The organism is uncultured Ruegeria sp., from assembly GCF_947489545.1.
Lineage (GTDB): Bacteria > Pseudomonadota > Alphaproteobacteria > Rhodobacterales > Rhodobacteraceae > Ruegeria.
In genome coordinates, this window is the sequence record NZ_CANLDZ010000010.1 from 90,872 (window position 1) to 108,149 (window position 17,278).

Consider the following 17,278-nt stretch of genomic DNA (forward strand, 5'->3'; position numbering starts at 1 on the left):
CAATGAAAGCACTATACGCCTTTTGCACAGCGCTCGTCTTTGCGGCGGGCGTTGTGTCAGCCGACACACTGCCAACAATTCGCGCCGCTGTGCTGAAGATTGGCACTGTGAATTGGGAATTGGAGACCATCCGGCTGAACGGGTTGGACAAGAAACACGGGTTTACGCTTGAGGTTCAGCCCTTTGCCGACAATGGCGCGACACGTATCGCGGTCGAAGGCGGCGAGGCTGATCTGGCAGTGGCGGATTGGATCTGGGTGGCGCGCCAAAGGGCGGCTGGCAAAGACTATGTGTTCATTCCATATTCCAAGGCGGTCGGCGGTGTTGTGGTGCCAGCTGACAGCGCGGCCAGCAGCCTGAAAGATCTGGCTGGTGGGAAGATCGGCATAGCGGGCGGGCCGCTGGACAAATCCTGGCTGATCCTGAGGGCCTATGCGGCGCAGGAATACGATATGGACCTAAAGGCAGACACCGAACAGGTGTTCGGGGCACCGCCGCTGATCTTCAAATCAGCATTGGGCGGCGATTATGCCGGGGCAATCAATTTCTGGCATTTTCTGGCCAAAATGAAAGCGTCTGGCATGAAAGAGCTGATCTCGGTCGAGCAGGCAGGGGAGGCGTTGGGATTGGACACAGACACACCCTTGCTGGGGTATTATCTGAAAGAGAGCTTTCTGAACGACAATCCCGATCTGGCGCAGGGCTTGTTCGCGGCAAGCCGAGACGCCAAGCAGCTTTTGGCAACCTCACCAGACGCGTGGGAGGCGATCAGGCCAAGGATGAACGCAAAGACTGATGCGCAGTTTGAACAGCTTAAATCCGACTGGATTGCGGGCATCCCTGATCGGGGTCCGGTTGACGAAGATGCCGCCAACACGATGCTGGCGTTGATGGCAGAATTAGGTGGCGCCGAGCTTGTTGGTCAGGCCACAACGGTTCCGCAGGGTCTGTTCGCGGACGTGGAATAGGTCTGGATGCAAGACACGCGCCTAACGCCTGTTCTGTCCATCGGCGGCCTCGTGACTTTGTGGATCGTTGCGGGCTTTCTAACCGATGATCCGCAAATCCTGCCGCAGCCATGGGATCTGGTGCCGCGGTTTCAGCAAGAGCTGGCCTCGGGCGAATTGCTGCGCAACCTTGGCGCGACGCTGCTGCGCGTGATCTGGGCGTTTGCTTTGGCGATGACGTTGGGCACGATTATCGGCCTCGCCATGGGGTGTTCGCCAGCCATCAATCGATGGTTGGACCCGTGGCTTGTGATCTTTCTGAACCTGCCGGCGTTGGTCCTGATTGTGCTGTGCTATCTGTGGATCGGCTTGACAGAGGCCGCTGCGATTACGGCCGTCACACTGAACAAAATCCCCAATGTTGCTACGATCCTGCGAGAGGGGGGCAGGGCGCTGAACCCTGATTTGGATGCCATGGCGCATGTCTATCGGATCCCTTGGTTTACCCGTATGCGCCACGTCATCATTCCCCAGTTGGCACCATTCATCGCCGCAGCATCAAGGTCTGGCTTGTCGTTGATTTGGAAGATCGTTCTGGTGGTCGAATTCCTTGGGCGTTCGTCGGGTGTTGGATTTCAAATTCACCTTTATTTCCAGCTGTTTGATGTTGCAATGGTACTGGTTTATGCGTTTTCGTTCATCGCAGTGATGCTGATGGTCGAATGGCTGATCCTGCAACCCTCAGAACGCAAGGCCCGCCGGTGGAGGGCTGCATGATCCACATTCACATCCGGCAAAAGCAATTCGGGGACGTGTCTGTTCTGGGTCCAATTGTGTTTGATATTGCCCAGGGCGAAACGGTCGCCCTGACCGGGCCTTCGGGAGTTGGAAAAACCACCTTATTGCGTTTGGTAGCAGGGATCGATGATGCGTTTGACGGGCAGATTACACGCCCCGAGCGACTGGCGATTGTATTTCAAGAGCCGACATTGCTACCCTGGCGGTCTGCGCTCGAAAATTTGACGCTAGTGCATCCGGGACTAAAGAGTGCCGAGGCTGAAGCAGCCCTCAATTCCGTTGGGTTGTCAGGCAAAGGAGAGTTGTTTCCAGGCCAGCTGTCGCTGGGACAACAAAGGCGATTGTCTCTGGCGCGGGCCTTTGCCGGACGGCCTGAATTTCTGATTATGGATGAGCCGTTTGTTTCGCTGGATCGCGACACAGCCGAAACCATGCTGGCGTTGACCGAAGATTTGATCTCGCAGCACCGGCCTTCTACGCTTTTCGTCACACATTCTGCGCCCGAGGCGGAACGCCTCGCGGATCGCATCCTGAGCCTGCAAGCGGGGCCGCGTGGGGCCGTATTGGACCAGGTTTAGTCTCTATTCGGCTGGTTCGCGTGTTTTGCCGGGGGCCGTGCGATAGACAAACGACGCGTCTATACTTGCGGCATGCTGGTTCGCCTGCGATTGCAAGTCCTTGTGATGCGGAGATTTGATGCAAACCGGGTCTGTGGCGTTTGCGTCGCCAACAATGGCCATCGCCTGACAGCGACATCCGCCAAAATCGATTGTCTTGCGGTCGCAGCTTTGGCATGGCTCAGACATCCATTCCGTTCCGCGATAGGCGTTGAAGGCGGAATTGTTGTACCAGATCTCGGCCAGAGGTTTGTCTTGCACACGGTCAAACTGAAGGTGCGGAATGGACTGGGCGGCGTGGCACGGTAAAACCTGCCCGTCGGGTGTCACATTCAAACCCGTTGTCCCCCAACCGCCCATACAGCGTTTTGGATAGTCATCGTGATAGTCCGCAGGAACATAGTCGATGACCAGCTCACCCTTCAGAGCCTGCCGCGCCTCGATGACATGTTGGGTGACTTGCTGGGCCTGGTCCCGCGTCGGCATCAAGGCATCACGGTTTTGCAGGGCCCAACCATGGAACTGCACTGTCGCCACCTCGATCCGTCTGGCGCCCATTTCTTGCGCCAACTCAAGTGCGCGCGGCAGTTGGTGGGCATTGTGACGGTGCAGGACGAAGTTAAGCGTTAAAGGAAAGCCGATAGCCTTGATCCACTCAACCGCTTTCATCTTGCGATCAAACCCACCCCGATAGCCGCCGACTTTGTCGGCCATCACAGCATCGGTCCCCTGAAGAGACAGTTGGATATGATCAAGACCGGCCTCATCCAGCTCGTGCAAACGACGCTCGGACAGCCCAATGGCAGATGTGATCAGGTTGGTGTAAAGCCCAGCTTGCCGGGCAGCTTTCACAAGCGTGACCAGATCGCGCCGCGATGCCGGTTCACCGCCGGATAGATGAAGTTGTAAGATACCCAGCGCAGCAGCTTCTTCGAACACGCGGGTCCAGATGTCGGTGTCCATTTCACTGTCCTGTTTGGCCATTTCGACCGGATTTGAACAGTATGGGCAGGACAGAGGACAGCGATGCGTCAGCTCCGCCAACATGGCGATAGGGGGAGGAACACCTCTATTCATTAAGTCACATCCAAAAATCGCCGGGCGCGCAGGGCGTCCAGGAAACCGCCACTGTCTTCGGCGATCTGATCCTGAGGGGCGTTGTATTTTTCGGACAGTGCGGTGGTGATCTGTCCAAAACTGCGCTGGCCGTCCACCTCGTTTAAAATGGCGTGTCCGATCTGGTCCAAAGTCACCGCGCGTTCAGGTGCAAGCAACACCCATTTGCCACGCACTTTGTCATAGTGCAGGCGCACACCCCGGGGCAGTGTGGGGATCTCTTGGGCCAACATCACGATGCCTGCCGCATCAGAACGCCGATGCCGGGCTGCCAGGCACCGGGTGGAATCCGTGCAGGGTCGACATAAGCGGCCCACAAGGCGTCCAGCTGCGACCACAGAACATCGGTTTTGAAAATCAGAGCTTTAGCGGCCGCATCCTGCTTTTCTGCGGTGTCAGCATTGTCCAGAACCCAGGCAAGGCCAAAAGCCACATCCTTTGGCGCCTCTTTCAACCGGTTTTTGAAATAAGACAAGGAACTGTCATCGGCGAAGTCATAGTGTTGAAGCAGCCCTTCGATCCGATTTGCGTGAATCTTGGGTGCAAAGAGTTCGGTCAGAGATGCGGCCACCGCCTCAAGCAGAGTCTTTTCGCGCACGAACCGCACATATGCATCAACGGCAAACTTTGTAGCGGGCAGCACACCTTCGCACGAGGCTACATAATCGGGGTCAAGCCCAACGGCCTCGGCCAGCCGCAACCAACGGCGGATACCGCCTTCGTTGTTGTCTGTTCCGTCATGGTCTTCGATGCGCGATCGCCATTGCCGACGCAGCGCGGGGTCTTCGACGCGCGACATGAAGGCTGCGTCTTTCATGGGGATCGAGTGCTGGTAATAGTAACGGTTGATGACCCAGGCGCGAACTTCGTCTGCAGTGCATTCGCCGCCGTGCAGGCGGTGGTGAAACGGGTGGAGATCATGATAGCGTTCGGCACCGATCTGGCGCAGGCGGGCTTCGAAGGCGTCGCGGCTTTGGGTCATAACGTGATCTCCATTCCGTCTTGTCCGATTGTCCATCCCGCGGCCTGCGCCTGGGACTTTTCGGCGCTGTCGGGACGTAAGACAGGGTTGGTATTGTTCATGTGAACAAAGACTTTTTGCCCGATACTCATATCAGCAAAACTCGCGATAGAACCGTCGGGCCCGTCCATTGACATATGTCCCATTCGTTTTCCGGTCTTCTGACCTAGACCGGCGCGCACCATCTCATCATCTTGCCAAAGCGTGCCGTCAAAAAACACCAAATCTGCGCCCTCTAGCTGCGTCCGCAAATCGGGCGTCAAAGCCGCGCAACCGGGAATGTAGTAGACCGTTTTCCCATCGGCGCTCAGCGCAACGCCCACTGTTTGCTCACCGATCAGATCGGTTTGAACGTTTTCGCCTTCCAGGTACAATGGGACTTTCCCCGGCACGGGGAACAACGTCGCCTGAAGGCCAGGAACCAACTCGAACGGCTGGTCCAATGAAATCGAAGATCGGGTCACCACGGACGCATTCAATGCATCGAAAATCGGGTTCTGGGCAAGCACGTCATGTATGCTGCCGGTTGCAAACAGGGTAAAGGGCTGCATTTCCCGCAATGTCAGCAATCCGGCCACATGATCGATATCGCCGTTGGTCACCAGAACGGACTGAATTGGCATCTGTCGAAGCCCTGTGGGGAACAGGGCGTGAGTGTTCGACAGCTGCGCGCGTATGTCCGGAGACGCGTTTAGGACGGCCCAGTTCAGGCCGTCCGGGGAGATAGCAAGCGAAGACTGCGTCTGAGCAGGAATGTCTCCGCAACGTGCTAGATTGCAATTTTCACACCCGCAATTCCATTGCGGCAGGCCGCCTCCAGCAGCAGCCCCTAGTATGATTGCGCGCAACGTCATTTGAAAGTTGGCGCGCGGGCCGTGATCAGATCAGGCCGCCGCCGCGCTCATCATCATGATCGGGGCCATACATGTTGATTTCCATGCCGCATTCAATCTCGCGGATCACCGGTTTGTTCCATGCCATATCGGGGTCCTCCTCCAAAAGTGTCCTTGGCTTCAATTTGGCAGGTATCCGGCACCAGAGCGAATCTTAATTTATAAGAGCGTCTTAGACTTTGGTCGGTAGTCAGTTGTCATCGGATTGCGGCGCACGGCCCTGCAAGCAGAAGCCTTGGTTGCGCAATGTTTTGATTTCAAAACCAAAATCGTCTTCGCTAAGTTTCTTCCGCAGATAACCTATATAGACATCGACCACATTCTCGTTACTAGAGCCTTCCTGCGACCACAGCGTGTCAAACAGATCGCCGCGCGAGATTGGTGTTCCGACGCTGCTGTTGAGCAAGACCAGCAAATCAAATTCCCGCTCGGTCAGGGCAACGGCTGTATCGCGGATGCTGATGGTTCGGTCTTCGTGTGAAAGTCGAGCGGGTTCGGGATGTTGTGCCTGGGCCCGTTGTTCCTGAACCTGCAGCCGCGCGACAAGCTCGTCAAAGCTGAAGGGTTTGACGACATAGTCATCGGCCCCGGCCTCAAGCCCTGCGGCGCGATGATCTACATCTGACAGGGCCGAAAGCATCAGAATAGGGATGGTAACACCGACTGACCGGGCGGACCTGACCAGTTCGATACCACTGTCAGCCCCCAGCATGACGTCTACAATCGCGCCTGAAAACGCACCGCTTTGCAACCGCTCCAACCCCAGATCCGCGCGGTTCTCGGCCTCGGCCACATAGCCATGCAACGACAGCCCGCGCACAAGGGCCGAAGCAATCTTTGGGTCGTCATCTATGATCAACAATCGGGAGGTCATACGTTCACTCTAAGCCTGTGCAACGGGTAAACGAATGCAGACATTTGTACCGTTTGATAGCCCGATTGCCTGATCCTTTGGAACGGGGCTGGTCAATGAGATTGCGCCGCGATGCGCTTCGATCACCCAGCGCGCCAATGCCAGACCGACACCAAAGCCCTGGCTGTTGGCCGATCCGCCCTGGACAAACCGTCCAAAGATATCGCCCTGCGCGTCAACCGGGACGCCAGGCCCATTATCAACAATTGAGATTTCGATTGTGTCGGCGGTCAGTTTGGTCGTCATGGCGACCGTCTTACCGTCACGGGCGTGGCGGATTGCGTTCCGGATCAGGCTTAGCAGCACCTGCCGGATCCAGTTCGGATCGCAATTCAGTTCACAATCGGGGATTGGCCCGATGGTCAGCGTCATATTCGCACTGTCGATGTCCGGTTGGATGTCCCGTGCCACGGTGTTCAATAGATCAGCCAGCTTAACCGGTTGCGGTTCCAACGCCAGTTCGCCGTTTTCCGACCGCGCCACACGAAGCAAGTCGTCGATGCGCTGGTTCAGTTTGATCGCGCTGGTTTCGATGGCCTGTAACGCCTCAGGTGCGCTTTGTTTGTCTTGCTGTCCGATTTGAGATTCCATCATGATCACGGTGAGCGGCGTGCGAAGCTCGTGACTGATATCCGCAAAAAAGCGACGCCTGTTTTCATCGATTTTAGACAGGGTTTTGTTGGCCGCGCTTAGTTCCTTTGTTCGCCGGGCAATTGTTTCATTGAGTCTCGCCCATTCTGCCTCGACCTCCGACTGGCGCTGTTTCAGGGCCGCTGCCATGCGATTTGTTTCGCTATAGAGCTGACCTATCTCATCCCTTTGGGTGGTCGGCAGTTCGAGCGAGAATTCCGCCTGTCCAATCTGCAAAGCGGCCCCTCGCAAACGATCCAGCCGTTCGAATTGTGGGCGGATTAGCCAGAAATAGAACCAGATGGTACTGAGGATCGCGAAGGCCGCGAATCCTAACGCAATCCACGTCAGGGTAAGACGCGTTTCCTCGATCCCTGACAGAATGGTGTTGCGAAACAAGATTTCGGTATTCACGGCTTGGCTAAGCAAGGGATCAAACCCCGAGGCGAAACTGTCGATATGGGCCCTTAACCGCGCCTGATCCGCTTCGGGATTTGCAAGCCCGTCCAGCGTGTTTCCCAGCAACGCCTCCATCCGGGCAAGGCCAAGTGACTGCGTGCCATAGCGCGATTGCTCGTCTATCCCGAAGCCCTGCGCCGCCGTGACCGCATCAGCGACGTCGGCGTGCAGCTTGCCGAAAGTGTCGCCGATTTGCCCCTGTATCGGGGCGAGGCGGTCGATCCGAATGGCCGCAGTCTGTCCCGTCTGTACGGACTCAGTCGCTATCACCAGAAACGTGGCTATCTGAGTGGACAGTGTCGCATATCGCGCCATGCGCATTTCCGATGCCAGCGCAGTCTCCAACCGCGAGGCAACCATTTGCATCCCCAGATAAAGGATCGCTGCCGTCAACAACGTGCCCGACCCCAAGACAACAGCCCCCAGACCCAGACGGGTTTTCAGTAGCGAATGGCGCTTTGGTTTGTCGGCGGATATGTTCATGTTTTTCGTTTCATCAGGCCGCGCGCCGGATCGTATCCCCAGACCGCGGCGCCACACAACGCGGCCGTCCACACCAGCACCCAGAACAGCGCGATCCAGTTGATCTGCAGGTACAGCAGAAACCGGATCAGTTCGACCACATGGGTAAACGGGTTCACGGCGCATATGTCACGCAAGAGCGGTGAGCTTTCGGCCATTTTCCACAGCGGGTAGAGGGCCGAAGACAGAAAGAACATCGGGAAGATGACAAAGTTCATCACCCCCGCAAAATTTTCCAGCTGTTTGATAAAACTGGATAGGACCAATCCCAAGGCACCCAACATCAGCCCACTCAGAACCAGCCCCGGAAGAACCGCAAAATAGCCGGACATCGGTAACACAATCCCGAACAATGCCGCCAGCGCCAGGAATGTATAGACCTGCAGGATGGAAATCGCGGTTGAGCCGAGCAACCTGCAAAACAAAAGCCACCAACGCGGGAACGAACTGGTTAGCAGCAGGCGCATAGACCCCATTTCGCGGTCGTATACGAGGCTGAGAGAGCTCTGCATCCCGTTGAAAAGAAGGACCATCGCGCACAGACCTGGCACGATATAGGTCTCATAGGTGATGTAGGTTTGGTAGGGCGGGATGATGGACAAGCCAAGCGCTGCCCGGAACCCCGCAGCAAAGATCAGCAACCAGACCATCGGGCGCACGAGTGCCGCCAGAAAGCGTTCGCGTTGATGAATAAAGCGCAGAAACTCGCGTCCGATGATGGCTCGTGCGGCACCCCAAAAACCAGTCATGCCGGCACCTCGGTCTGCGACAGGAACCAATTGGAGAGCGTCTCGTTGCCGCGCAACTCTCCGGTCTGCCCTGAGGCGAGAATCTTACCATGATGCAGCACCAGCATTTGGTCGTCGTCGCGCACTTCATCGGTCAGATGTGTCGCCCATAATATGCAAAGCCCTTGGTCGGCCAGATCGTGAACATGATCGGTGATCGAGTGCCGTGCGGCAGCATCCAAGCCGACGGTCGGTTCGTCCAATAGCAAAACCTTTGGGTCGTGCAGCAAGGCGCGGGCCAGCTCCATCCGGCGGCGGTGCCCGCCATTTAACGCCCGGACCTTTTCGCCAGCGCGTTCTCTCATCCCCAGCCGGTCCAGCGCCGCATCAATGCGATGAGGTGTTTCCTTCCTGGGCAGCCCGTGCAGCGCTGCAAAATAGGCCATGTTCTGCTTGACAGTCAGGCTGAGGTCCAAAGTTGGTTGCTGAAACACGACGCCAAGATCCCCAAGCGCTTTGCGTGGCGATTTCCTGAGATTGTGGCCAGCAACAGCGATCTCGCCATCAGGGGCAACCAAGAGGCGCGTCAGCAGCGAAACCAAAGTGGATTTCCCGGCCCCGTTGGGCCCAAGCAATGCGCAGAAAGTCCCGGGTTCAACGTCGAATGAGACGGAATCCAGTGCCGTTTTAGGACCGTAGTGAAAGCTCAGATTGCGGACGGTCAGGCCCCGCTTGGTCTCGTCCCGCAACTGCGCATCAGGCATCTATTCCTCCGCCCGGATTCCCGTACTGACGGTCAGCTTGCCCGTTCGGCGCGCGTTTCTCAACCATGCAGAAAATCGCCCGACTGCGACTTAAGTCTACGTAACCTCGCAGATTTGTTATGCGGAGAACACGATAAAGCGGGGCTATGGTCCTCATGTCTAGGATGGAGAGATCCGCCATGAGCATCGGCCGACGTGGCGCCATGCAAGTCAGCCTGGGGGCGTTGTTGTGTCTGGCAACACCGCTGCGGGCGCAGGATATTTTGGCACCACCAAACTCTGCGACGTTGGAGGATGTGATTGCGGCTTTCTCTGATGGAAGCTCGATCCGTGATGGAAGCGTAACTGTGACGTTGCCTGAAATCGCTGAAGATGGATATCGCGTTTCGGTGCAGGTCGCCGCGCCAGAGGCCACGGAAATTCTACTTGTGGCGCCGGGCAACCCGGTGATGCCGGTGCTCAGGGCCAAATTTGGCCCAATGGCGGGTGCTGCAAGAGTGTCTACTCGTATGCGGTTGGCCCGAACTCAGGACGTTCTGGTATTGGCGCGAATGCCGGATGGAAGCATTCGAAAAGGTCTTAAACCTGTGTCGGTTATCGTAGGCGGATGCGCCTGATCCAAAGGAGGGGAAGATGGCGACAGGTGTCAAAACCCGGATCAAACTGCCCAGAGAGGTCAGGGCAGGTGATACGATCACGATCAAAACCCTGATCACACATCGCATGGAATCCGGGCAGCGGATCGATCCCGTTGGCGTGCCGATACCGCGCTCGATCATCCACCGATTTCTTTGTACATTTGACGGCGAAACTGTTGTCGATCTTGAGATCGGACCCGGAATTTCGACGAACCCGTTTTTCGAGTTTGAGGCAACCATCCCAGGCTCTGGGGTGTTCACCTTTGCATGGTTCGACGATGACGGCGCGATTTACACTGACAGCAAGGCGGTCGTGGTCGCCTAGTCGAGTTCCGAAAGTGACAGGGGAGGCCGAAGCCCAACACTGCCCCAGTTCATCACCTACTCAAATAGCCTTCCAGCGGAAAACCATGTCTCTCAACATATGAGTTGGAGTTTCTGAGAGCGGCCGCATGTCTGCCTCCCACTGTTCCACTCTTGCTGACGCTAAGGCTAAACGAACCTCATCTTCAGCCGCACGGGAAAGATCGATTTCAGCGCTTTAGATTCAGAAAGTAGGGCGCCGCCCAGCGACAAGTTTGTTGGCTTTGTTGGATTGGGCATTCATTGGGTAGCCCTCCTAATTGGCAATGATATGGGCAGTAGCTACCAGCACAAATTTTGCACACGAAGTGTGCCCACGATGTATTTTCCTTGTAATTCTGTTGCTGGTCAATTTCGTATTATATACGAAAAAGCCGAGTGCATTGTACGGTACCCGGCCATTGAATAGGCCGGGTTCGTTCACTAGAAACAGCGCTGCGATGGCAAAGATCGACCAGTGTAAGCTAGAACCGGTAGCCTATCGCAAGCACCGCCGCATAGTTCCCTTCGGATTTCACGACCGGGCTATCTTTGGCATCGCCGAGCAATCTGGAATACTGCACGATTCCCGTCAGACCCCAGTTGTCGCCAAGTGTTTGGCTGAACCCGATCTCGGCGTTAACGGATTTCAAGCCAGAACCGGCGCTGTATTGCCTCAAGCCTGACGAGGCGGATTGGGCAGCCGACACACCAAAGAAGCTCTGGTTGTAGTTGTCGTTGGCCCAATCAATCGACACGCCGCCGATCAATGCCAACCCTTGCTGACTGGCCACATCGTCATATCGGTTGCCCGTTGGCGACAATGCGCCGCGTACGACCCCGAACGGCACCTGGCTTTGCAATCCAAGCGATACGACCGTGCCCTTGGAACCTTTGAGAAAGGTGTTCACATCTGCTGTGGCCGTGACGCGTGGGGCCAGATCGAACTGTGCGCCCAGCGAGATAACGGCGCCGTCATCTATATCTCCCAGCCCTCGAAGATGGACGCTGTCACTTTCATCGCGACCGCCACCGTATCCAAGGGCTGCTGAAACCCGAAGGCCGTTTCTGTCATAGACAAATGCCCCTATTCCTTCCCCGGAAACAACCAACGTGTCGCGCCATACAGCTTCGAACGCAGGGAACGCGGACGTTTCTTGTTTGTCTGACCCTTCGTATTCTGGCGCATATGCGACCCCAGCACCTAGGTAGAAATCCCAGTCGTTCCAGCCTCCTGTGCCGCTGGCGCCATTGCCTGCGCTCTGGGCTGCTGCCTGACCGGCAAAAACCGCCAGACATGTTCCAACAACGGCCAAAGCCGAGTTATTGAGAGATTTCGATTCCATAAAAGTCCTCGGTTCTTTCGTTATTTTCGTAGCCGCCTTGGGCCAGTTTCTTGCTGCCAAATCTGTCTGTTTGGATCCTCGGCGGCAGAAATGTTCTGCCTGAAACGCCTGATCAAACCCTGCGCAATCTAGTGGCGTATTTTGCTGGAATGTTCCTAGCTGGCCGTCGCGGACAGGTGTTTGCTGTTGTCGCCGATTGGAAGAGACGCCTTGGGCGGTTCTAAAGTCCTTGTGCTGAGGCAGCCGGGTTCCAAGGGTTCTCTGACCCACCAGCAAAACAAGTTTGACAAAGCGTCTTTCAACTTTGAGCACGCAGCTTCGTACGCAGCTCCGACGGAGTTGTCGCCATTTCCCGTTTGAAGGCCTTGTAGAAAGATGATCGAGAGTTGAAGCCGACATCATAAGTGATCACCAATATCGTCTCGTCGGAATTCTGCAGTTGCTCGACGGCATCGCGAACGCGCCAACTGTTGATATAGTCAAAGAAGTTTGACCCAATCGTCGTGTTCAGTGTTTGCGATACATAGGCGGAAGTGACGCCAATATGTTTTGCCAGATCCCAAAGCGACAGATTTGGGTCCCGGTAAACAAGATCGTTGGACATCGCACGCTCGATCTTGGAGGCGATCCTTTTTGCGCGATCTTCCGTCAACGCCGAGCGTTCATACTTTGGGCCCGAGGCTTCTTCTTTTTCAGCAATGGCTTCAAAAGTCGGCTGTTCTCGGATCAGCCCAGGTTGCTGACGCAGGCCCCACAGTGCGATGACCCAGACAATGGCAAAACTTGCCAGACTATTTGCGTAGTCGCTTTCAAAGATCGGATGGATCGAGTTTTCGAGGTCAAAAAATGACGCGAGTGTCCCAACCACACCCAGAACAAGGTAAATTCCGACGACGAAAGCAATCCACCAGACCCACAGCAGTTCCCGGTCTTCAGTTGTGGCGAAAAGATCCTTGAGGCGGTTGGTATATGCTCTGAGTTGATTGATAATCAGCCAAAGGTAGATCAACACCATGATTTGAAAGAAAAAATCCAAGAACTCCAGAAACAGAATTGGAAGAAGCTGAAGCAGGTTCAGCGACTCGATATCAATGTCGGGCGTTTCAAACAGCGCGTTGGGAAGAGAAAAAACTGATAAAACCGTTAGAACAGCAAGAATGAACGGCAAGTAGTGCCACCCACGCGGTCTTAATTTTTCAACGCCGTTTTCAGATGTCAAAACCTTCACGTAGCTCCAAAACAGAAACGGCTCGCAAACCGATGCTGAGGCAGCGAGGCCGATCCATAGCAATTCGCGCTTCGTTAACTGGTCGCTGCCGGTAAATTCAATCAGCAGATCGGTCGCGCCGACGATGGATTCAGCAACAAAAAACAAGGCGAGCGGCAAAAACAGAGCTCGGTGGTTTCGGTTGAGCAGCAAGAGATTTGCGCAAAACATCGTGACCCCGAGCTGAAACAGCGTCAACGAGATTTCAAACGAGTTTTCGGGCAATGCGGCGTCTCCGAGTTGGGTTCTGAACTAGAGGGCTTAACAGGAAAACTCCAGCGCGAACGAGCGAAGGCTTGTTTCAGTGTCCTTTCCGTCTGGGAAAGACAGGTCCGGGCGTTTTTGGCTTGTGAGTTCAGGTGAGCTGCAAGTGCTCTACCGCCCGAACAGACGCTTGCCGAAACAAGTTGGCCATTGGTGAAAGCTCGCTTTCCGACCGGGCCATGATGCCAATCGGGCCTGCCGTCAGACCTGTATCTATTGGCAACGCTTTTAACTGCCCGCTCGCGATATCTCCGGCGACAACACCTGTCGAGATCACCCAAAGTGCGTCACTTGCCAATGCCAGACCACGCCCGAACGTGGCCGAGACCGACTCGATCTGTCTTGGGAAGCTGGTCATGCCATTGGCAATCATCATGCGATCAACCAGCGGGCGTATGGCGGATTCCTGTGGTGGATAAATGACCGGATAACTTGCCACCTCGGACAGGTTTGACGCGTCAGCCAGCGGATGGCCGGGGGCACATACGATAGCAACGTTTTCGATGTAGAGCTGTGTGAAAGAAACATCTTGCATCGTGTCGGGTTTGCCCAGCCGACCTAACACAAGGTCCAACTGACCCGATTGTAGCCGATCGATCAGATACCCATGCGGGCCATCCTCGACCCGGGTAATGGTGTCGGGTGCAAGGTCCGAAAATATCGCAACGGCGCGCGGTAAAATGCGCGCGGCGACACTTGGCAATGCACCTATGGAAACCGATCCGACCTCGCCTTTGCGAACAGCAGTCACGCTGTTCATGGCCATATCCAGGGCGTTCATGCCGCTGGTGGCGTGTCTCAGAAAGACGTCTCCGGCAACGGTCATGGTCACGCCGCCCCGGTTGCGTTCCAGCAGAGTGGCTCCGGCAATCTCTTCCAACTCTTTCAGGGTTTTGGAAATCGCGGGCTGAGTCAGATTCAAGGCCTCAGCCGCACGCTTCAGGCTTTTCTGTCGCGCGATTTCGACAAAGGCTTCGACATGTCGAACTTTTAGTCTGCGATCCATCATTACTTTCCATTTTCGGAAACTAACTAGCGAAAAACATCATTTTACATAACGGAATTGACAATGCAATCATGCGGCGCAACACGGAAGGAGGATCAGATGCGAACACAAGTCGTCGTGATCGGCGGTGGGCCGTCAGGTTTGCTTTTGTCGCAGCTGCTTCACGTCCATGGAATTGACAGCGTCGTTCTAGAGAGAAAAACCAAAGACTATGTTCTTAGCCGCATTCGCGCCGGTGTTCTGGAACAGGGTTTTGTGAACCTGATGGAGCAGGCAGGGGTCGCGAACCGTCTGCGCTCGGAAGGGTTCAACCATGACGGAACGCTGATCGCGTTCGAAGACGAGAGTTTTCGCATCGATTTTCGCGAACACACCGGTACGCCGGTCTTGGTTTATGGCCAGACAGAAGTCACCCGTGATCTGTACGAGGCGCGCGAGGCTACAGGTGGTAAGATCATCTTCAACACGGATGACGTCGCAATCCATGACGCGGATTCCGATACACCCTGTGTGACCTTCACCGTGGACGGACAACAACAGCGCATCGATACCGATTTTGTGGCCGGATGCGATGGGTTTCATGGGGTCAGCCGTCAAACCATTCCTCTGAGCGTGAGGCGAGAATACGAAAAAGTGTACCCGTTTGGCTGGCTCGGGCTGCTGTCCGAGACGCCTCCGGTTCATGAGGAACTGATCTATTCGTTGTCGCGACGTGGGTTTGCTCTGTGTTCGATGCGCAACGAGAACCTTAGCCGTTACTATATCCAGTGTTCGCTGTCGGATAATCCTGACGACTGGACCGACAGTGCATTTTGGAATGAATTGAAGCGCAGAATTCCACAGGAGTTTGCAGATCGCATCGTAACCGGGCCATCTATCGAAAAATCGATCGCGCCGCTTCGGTCATTTGTGACCGAACCGATGCGTTGGGGGAGGCTCTTTTTGTGTGGTGATGCTGCGCATATTGTCCCACCGACCGGGGCCAAGGGGCTGAATACGGCCGCCTCTGATGTGCATTACCTTCACAACGCATTGCGCGAATTTTACGAAACGGGATCAAGTGAAGGGATCGATAGCTATTCACAAAACGCTCTCGCCCGAATCTGGAAAGCCGAACGGTTTAGTTGGTGGTTTTCGTCTTTGCTGCATCGGTTTCCGGATCAGTCCGACTTTGACCTAAAGATGCAACGCGCCGAGATCGACTTTTTGCGCACGAACAAGGCTGCACAAAAAGCGATGGCTGAAAACTATGTAGGATTGCCGTATTGATGGGTGGAACCAAGGAGATACCGATGATTGATCGTCATGCGACGGGAATGTCAGTCCGGCGCCGCGTTTTGGGTGATGCCCATGTGGATCGTGCCGAAGCGCAGAAATCCGCATTCGATGCGCCATTTCAGGAGATGATCACAGAAACCGCATGGGGCACCTTGTGGGCAAGCGACGCGATCACGCCACGGGAACGGTCGATGATCACGTTGGCTTTGTTGGCGGCCACCCGGAACTTCGATGAAATCCCGATGCACCTGAAAGCCTGCGCCAACACGGGAACATCAAAGGAGGATGTCATGCAGGCATTCATGCATGCGGCGGTTTATGCTGGTGTCCCTTGTGCAAATCATGCTGTGAAACTGGCCAAACAGACATATGCGGAAATGGAAGGCGAGGCCGAATGACACAGCCACCGGATCTGTATCAGCGGGACCGCGACTGGCATCCGCCAGCCTATACGCAGAACTATAAAACCAGCGTCTCACGGTCGCCAAAGAATGCTCTGCTGTCTCTTGAATCCACACTCAGCGAGCTGTCTGGCCCAACCTTCGGCCACAGTGATGTCGACCCGTCAGATAATGACCTGATCCGAAACTATGCAAAAACAGGCGATCCGATTGGCGAACGTATTATTTTGCATGGCCGGGTGCTGGATGAAAACGGCAAGCCGGTGCCCAATACACTGGTAGAGATTTGGCAGGCCAATGCCGGGGGCCGATACCGCCATAAGAAAGACACCTATCTGGCGGCCATCGATCCAAATTTCGGGGGCTGTGGGCGTACGCTAACGGATGAGCACGGCTGTTACAGGTTCAGAACGATCAAACCCGGAGCATACCCCTGGCGCAACTGGATCAACAGTTGGCGGCCTGCCCATATCCACGTATCGGTTTTCGGGCCTAGCTTTGCACAACGGCTGATCACACAGCTATATTTCGAAGGGGATCCACTGATTGCCAAATGCCCGATCGTCAACACCATCCCTGATCAACGCGCGATCGACCAACTGGTTGCTGCGCTTGATCTGAACGCGACGGTTCCGCTGGACAGTATTGCGTACAAGTTCGACATCGTCCTTCGCGGACATCGCTCGACTTACTTCGAAAACCGGCCTGAGGGGAACTGATCATGGTTCAAAAACTCGACTACCGGAAAGAAACCCCATCCCAGACCGCCGGACCTTATGTGCATATTGGTCTCGCACCGGGGGATGCTGGGTTTGACATTTACCGACAGGAGCTTGGCCGGGATATTGCAGGTCCAAGGGCGCAAGGCGAGCGGATCGAAATTCAGGGTCAGGTATCGGATGGGGCAGGCGCACCCGTAAAAGAAGTTTTGATCGAAGCTTGGCAAGCGAATGCAGCAGGCATTTATCCAGGCTGTGGCGATGTCGAACCCGGATTTCGCGGTTGGGGTCGGGTCATTCCTGACTTCGAAACGGGTGAATGGTCGTTTTCGACCGTGAAACCCGGACGTGTGAAAGGTCGCGGATCAGGTTTAATGGCGCCTCACATCAGTTTTTGGATGGTTGCGCGCGGGATCAATGTCGGCTTGAACACGCGCCTTTATTTTTCTGATGAAGCCGAGGCCAACAAAGCAGACCCGATCTTGAACCTGATCGAGCAGGCGGACCGGCGAGACACTCTTGTCGCCCGTCGGGATGTGGACGTGTACCGCTTTGACATTCGGTTACAGGGCGACAAAGAAACGGTGTTCTTCGATGTCTGAGGAAACA

The 17,278-nt window shown here is 55.5% G+C and carries 21 protein-coding genes; 9 read left to right on the forward strand and 12 right to left on the reverse strand.

Annotated elements, in window-relative coordinates:
- Positions 1 to 2 precede the first annotated feature (2 nt).
- Genes Q1B13_RS14775 through Q1B13_RS14785 form a run of 3 tightly spaced genes read left to right on the forward strand, consistent with a single transcriptional unit; the run spans position 3 to position 2,323 of the window.
- Entirely contained in the window at positions 3 to 968 is a 966-nt protein-coding gene (locus tag Q1B13_RS14775; RefSeq protein WP_299081603.1) for an ABC transporter substrate-binding protein, read from the forward strand.
- A gap of 6 nt (positions 969 to 974) precedes the next feature.
- Positions 975 to 1,724, forward strand: a complete 750-nt coding sequence (locus tag Q1B13_RS14780; protein WP_299081600.1) for an ABC transporter permease — start codon at positions 975 to 977, stop codon at positions 1,722 to 1,724.
- On the forward strand, positions 1,721 to 2,323 hold the full coding sequence (locus Q1B13_RS14785; RefSeq protein ID WP_299081597.1) for an ABC transporter ATP-binding protein: 603 nt from the start codon (positions 1,721 to 1,723) through the stop codon (positions 2,321 to 2,323). Before Q1B13_RS14780 ends, Q1B13_RS14785 begins: the two co-directional genes overlap by 4 nt.
- A gap of 3 nt (positions 2,324 to 2,326) precedes the next feature.
- Here the strand turns inward: Q1B13_RS14785 and pqqE are convergent, their stop codons facing one another.
- The 9 genes from pqqE to Q1B13_RS14830 form a co-directional block, all read right to left on the reverse strand.
- Positions 2,327 to 3,439, reverse strand: coding sequence for a pyrroloquinoline quinone biosynthesis protein PqqE (gene pqqE, locus Q1B13_RS14790; protein ID WP_299081594.1), 1,113 nt, complete (start codon positions 3,437 to 3,439; stop codon positions 2,327 to 2,329).
- Positions 3,439 to 3,711 (reverse strand): pyrroloquinoline quinone biosynthesis peptide chaperone PqqD, encoded by a 273-nt coding sequence (pqqD, locus tag Q1B13_RS14795; protein WP_299081591.1) that lies wholly within the window; start codon positions 3,709 to 3,711, stop codon positions 3,439 to 3,441. The genes pqqE and pqqD overlap by 1 nt, the downstream gene beginning before the upstream one ends.
- A complete protein-coding gene (pqqC, locus tag Q1B13_RS14800) occupies positions 3,711 to 4,460 on the reverse strand; it encodes a pyrroloquinoline-quinone synthase PqqC (protein WP_299081588.1) in 750 nt (249 codons plus the stop codon). Before pqqC ends, pqqD begins: the two co-directional genes overlap by 1 nt.
- A complete protein-coding gene (gene pqqB / locus Q1B13_RS14805) occupies positions 4,457 to 5,353 on the reverse strand; it encodes a pyrroloquinoline quinone biosynthesis protein PqqB (RefSeq protein ID WP_298936262.1) in 897 nt (298 codons plus the stop codon). The genes pqqC and pqqB overlap by 4 nt, the downstream gene beginning before the upstream one ends.
- 25 nt (positions 5,354 to 5,378) lie before the next feature.
- Positions 5,379 to 5,480, reverse strand: coding sequence for a pyrroloquinoline quinone precursor peptide PqqA (gene pqqA / locus Q1B13_RS14810; RefSeq protein ID WP_120634970.1), 102 nt, complete (start codon positions 5,478 to 5,480; stop codon positions 5,379 to 5,381).
- A gap of 102 nt (positions 5,481 to 5,582) precedes the next feature.
- Entirely contained in the window at positions 5,583 to 6,266 is a 684-nt protein-coding gene (locus tag Q1B13_RS14815) for a response regulator transcription factor (RefSeq protein ID WP_298936263.1), read from the reverse strand.
- Positions 6,267 to 6,275: 9 nt separating this feature from the next.
- Positions 6,276 to 7,877, reverse strand: coding sequence for a HAMP domain-containing sensor histidine kinase (locus Q1B13_RS14820; RefSeq protein ID WP_299081585.1), 1,602 nt, complete (start codon positions 7,875 to 7,877; stop codon positions 6,276 to 6,278).
- A complete protein-coding gene (locus tag Q1B13_RS14825; protein WP_299081582.1) occupies positions 7,874 to 8,665 on the reverse strand; it encodes an ABC transporter permease in 792 nt (263 codons plus the stop codon). Before Q1B13_RS14825 ends, Q1B13_RS14820 begins: the two co-directional genes overlap by 4 nt.
- Entirely contained in the window at positions 8,662 to 9,408 is a 747-nt protein-coding gene (locus Q1B13_RS14830) for an ABC transporter ATP-binding protein (protein WP_299081579.1), read from the reverse strand. Before Q1B13_RS14830 ends, Q1B13_RS14825 begins: the two co-directional genes overlap by 4 nt.
- Before the next feature lie 179 nt (positions 9,409 to 9,587).
- Here Q1B13_RS14830 and Q1B13_RS14835 point away from each other — a divergent pair, with 179 nt between their 5' ends.
- Together Q1B13_RS14835 and soxZ are read left to right on the forward strand one after the other, a co-directional pair.
- A complete protein-coding gene (locus Q1B13_RS14835) occupies positions 9,588 to 10,025 on the forward strand; it encodes a thiosulfate oxidation carrier protein SoxY (RefSeq protein WP_299081576.1) in 438 nt (145 codons plus the stop codon).
- Positions 10,026 to 10,041: 16 nt separating this feature from the next.
- Positions 10,042 to 10,371, forward strand: a complete 330-nt coding sequence (soxZ, locus tag Q1B13_RS14840) for a thiosulfate oxidation carrier complex protein SoxZ (RefSeq protein ID WP_299081573.1) — start codon at positions 10,042 to 10,044, stop codon at positions 10,369 to 10,371.
- A gap of 502 nt (positions 10,372 to 10,873) precedes the next feature.
- Here the strand turns inward: soxZ and Q1B13_RS14845 are convergent.
- From Q1B13_RS14845 to pcaQ, 3 genes are all read right to left on the reverse strand, one after another.
- Positions 10,874 to 11,734: a MipA/OmpV family protein gene (locus Q1B13_RS14845; protein WP_299081570.1), complete on the reverse strand. Its 861-nt coding sequence runs from the start codon at positions 11,732 to 11,734 to the stop codon at positions 10,874 to 10,876.
- A gap of 298 nt (positions 11,735 to 12,032) precedes the next feature.
- Positions 12,033 to 13,226 carry a helix-turn-helix transcriptional regulator gene (locus Q1B13_RS14850; protein WP_299081567.1) on the reverse strand — a complete coding sequence of 398 codons (1,194 nt, stop codon included), beginning with the start codon at positions 13,224 to 13,226 and terminating at the stop codon, positions 12,033 to 12,035.
- 130 nt (positions 13,227 to 13,356) lie between these two features.
- Positions 13,357 to 14,271 (reverse strand): pca operon transcription factor PcaQ, encoded by a 915-nt coding sequence (gene pcaQ / locus Q1B13_RS14855; protein ID WP_299081564.1) that lies wholly within the window; start codon positions 14,269 to 14,271, stop codon positions 13,357 to 13,359.
- A gap of 99 nt (positions 14,272 to 14,370) precedes the next feature.
- Between pcaQ and pobA the strand changes: the two genes are divergently transcribed.
- Genes pobA through pcaG form a run of 4 tightly spaced genes read left to right on the forward strand, consistent with a single transcriptional unit; the run spans position 14,371 to position 17,271 of the window.
- Entirely contained in the window at positions 14,371 to 15,540 is a 1,170-nt protein-coding gene (gene pobA / locus Q1B13_RS14860; RefSeq protein WP_299081561.1) for a 4-hydroxybenzoate 3-monooxygenase, read from the forward strand.
- Between the two features lie 23 nt (positions 15,541 to 15,563).
- On the forward strand, positions 15,564 to 15,947 hold the full coding sequence (pcaC, locus tag Q1B13_RS14865; protein WP_298936273.1) for a 4-carboxymuconolactone decarboxylase: 384 nt from the start codon (positions 15,564 to 15,566) through the stop codon (positions 15,945 to 15,947).
- Entirely contained in the window at positions 15,944 to 16,669 is a 726-nt protein-coding gene (pcaH, locus tag Q1B13_RS14870; RefSeq protein WP_299081558.1) for a protocatechuate 3,4-dioxygenase subunit beta, read from the forward strand. The genes pcaC and pcaH overlap by 4 nt, the downstream gene beginning before the upstream one ends.
- A 2-nt stretch (positions 16,670 to 16,671) precedes the next feature.
- On the forward strand, positions 16,672 to 17,271 hold the full coding sequence (pcaG, locus tag Q1B13_RS14875) for a protocatechuate 3,4-dioxygenase subunit alpha (RefSeq protein WP_299081555.1): 600 nt from the start codon (positions 16,672 to 16,674) through the stop codon (positions 17,269 to 17,271).
- Positions 17,272 to 17,278 lie beyond the last annotated feature (7 nt).

Coding starts and splice junctions, on each gene's coding strand:
- Q1B13_RS14775 (WP_299081603.1), top strand. CDS start 3: ATGAAAGCACTATACGCCTTTTGCACAGCGCTCGTCTTTGCGGCGGGC.
- Q1B13_RS14780 (WP_299081600.1), top strand. CDS start 975: ATGCAAGACACGCGCCTAACGCCTGTTCTGTCCATCGGCGGCCTCGTG.
- Q1B13_RS14785 (WP_299081597.1), top strand. CDS start 1,721: ATGATCCACATTCACATCCGGCAAAAGCAATTCGGGGACGTGTCTGTT.
- pqqE (WP_299081594.1), bottom strand. CDS start 3,439: ATGAATAGAGGTGTTCCTCCCCCTATCGCCATGTTGGCGGAGCTGACG.
- pqqD (WP_299081591.1), bottom strand. CDS start 3,711: ATGTTGGCCCAAGAGATCCCCACACTGCCCCGGGGTGTGCGCCTGCAC.
- pqqC (WP_299081588.1), bottom strand. CDS start 4,460: ATGACCCAAAGCCGCGACGCCTTCGAAGCCCGCCTGCGCCAGATCGGT.
- pqqB (WP_298936262.1), bottom strand. CDS start 5,353: ATGACGTTGCGCGCAATCATACTAGGGGCTGCTGCTGGAGGCGGCCTG.
- pqqA (WP_120634970.1), bottom strand. CDS start 5,480: ATGGCATGGAACAAACCGGTGATCCGCGAGATTGAATGCGGCATGGAA.
- Q1B13_RS14815 (WP_298936263.1), bottom strand. CDS start 6,266: ATGACCTCCCGATTGTTGATCATAGATGACGACCCAAAGATTGCTTCG.
- Q1B13_RS14820 (WP_299081585.1), bottom strand. CDS start 7,877: ATGAACATATCCGCCGACAAACCAAAGCGCCATTCGCTACTGAAAACC.
- Q1B13_RS14825 (WP_299081582.1), bottom strand. CDS start 8,665: ATGACTGGTTTTTGGGGTGCCGCACGAGCCATCATCGGACGCGAGTTT.
- Q1B13_RS14830 (WP_299081579.1), bottom strand. CDS start 9,408: ATGCCTGATGCGCAGTTGCGGGACGAGACCAAGCGGGGCCTGACCGTC.
- Q1B13_RS14835 (WP_299081576.1), top strand. CDS start 9,588: ATGAGCATCGGCCGACGTGGCGCCATGCAAGTCAGCCTGGGGGCGTTG.
- soxZ (WP_299081573.1), top strand. CDS start 10,042: ATGGCGACAGGTGTCAAAACCCGGATCAAACTGCCCAGAGAGGTCAGG.
- Q1B13_RS14845 (WP_299081570.1), bottom strand. CDS start 11,734: ATGGAATCGAAATCTCTCAATAACTCGGCTTTGGCCGTTGTTGGAACA.
- pcaQ (WP_299081564.1), bottom strand. CDS start 14,271: ATGGATCGCAGACTAAAAGTTCGACATGTCGAAGCCTTTGTCGAAATC.
- pobA (WP_299081561.1), top strand. CDS start 14,371: ATGCGAACACAAGTCGTCGTGATCGGCGGTGGGCCGTCAGGTTTGCTT.
- pcaC (WP_298936273.1), top strand. CDS start 15,564: ATGATTGATCGTCATGCGACGGGAATGTCAGTCCGGCGCCGCGTTTTG.
- pcaH (WP_299081558.1), top strand. CDS start 15,944: ATGACACAGCCACCGGATCTGTATCAGCGGGACCGCGACTGGCATCCG.
- pcaG (WP_299081555.1), top strand. CDS start 16,672: ATGGTTCAAAAACTCGACTACCGGAAAGAAACCCCATCCCAGACCGCC.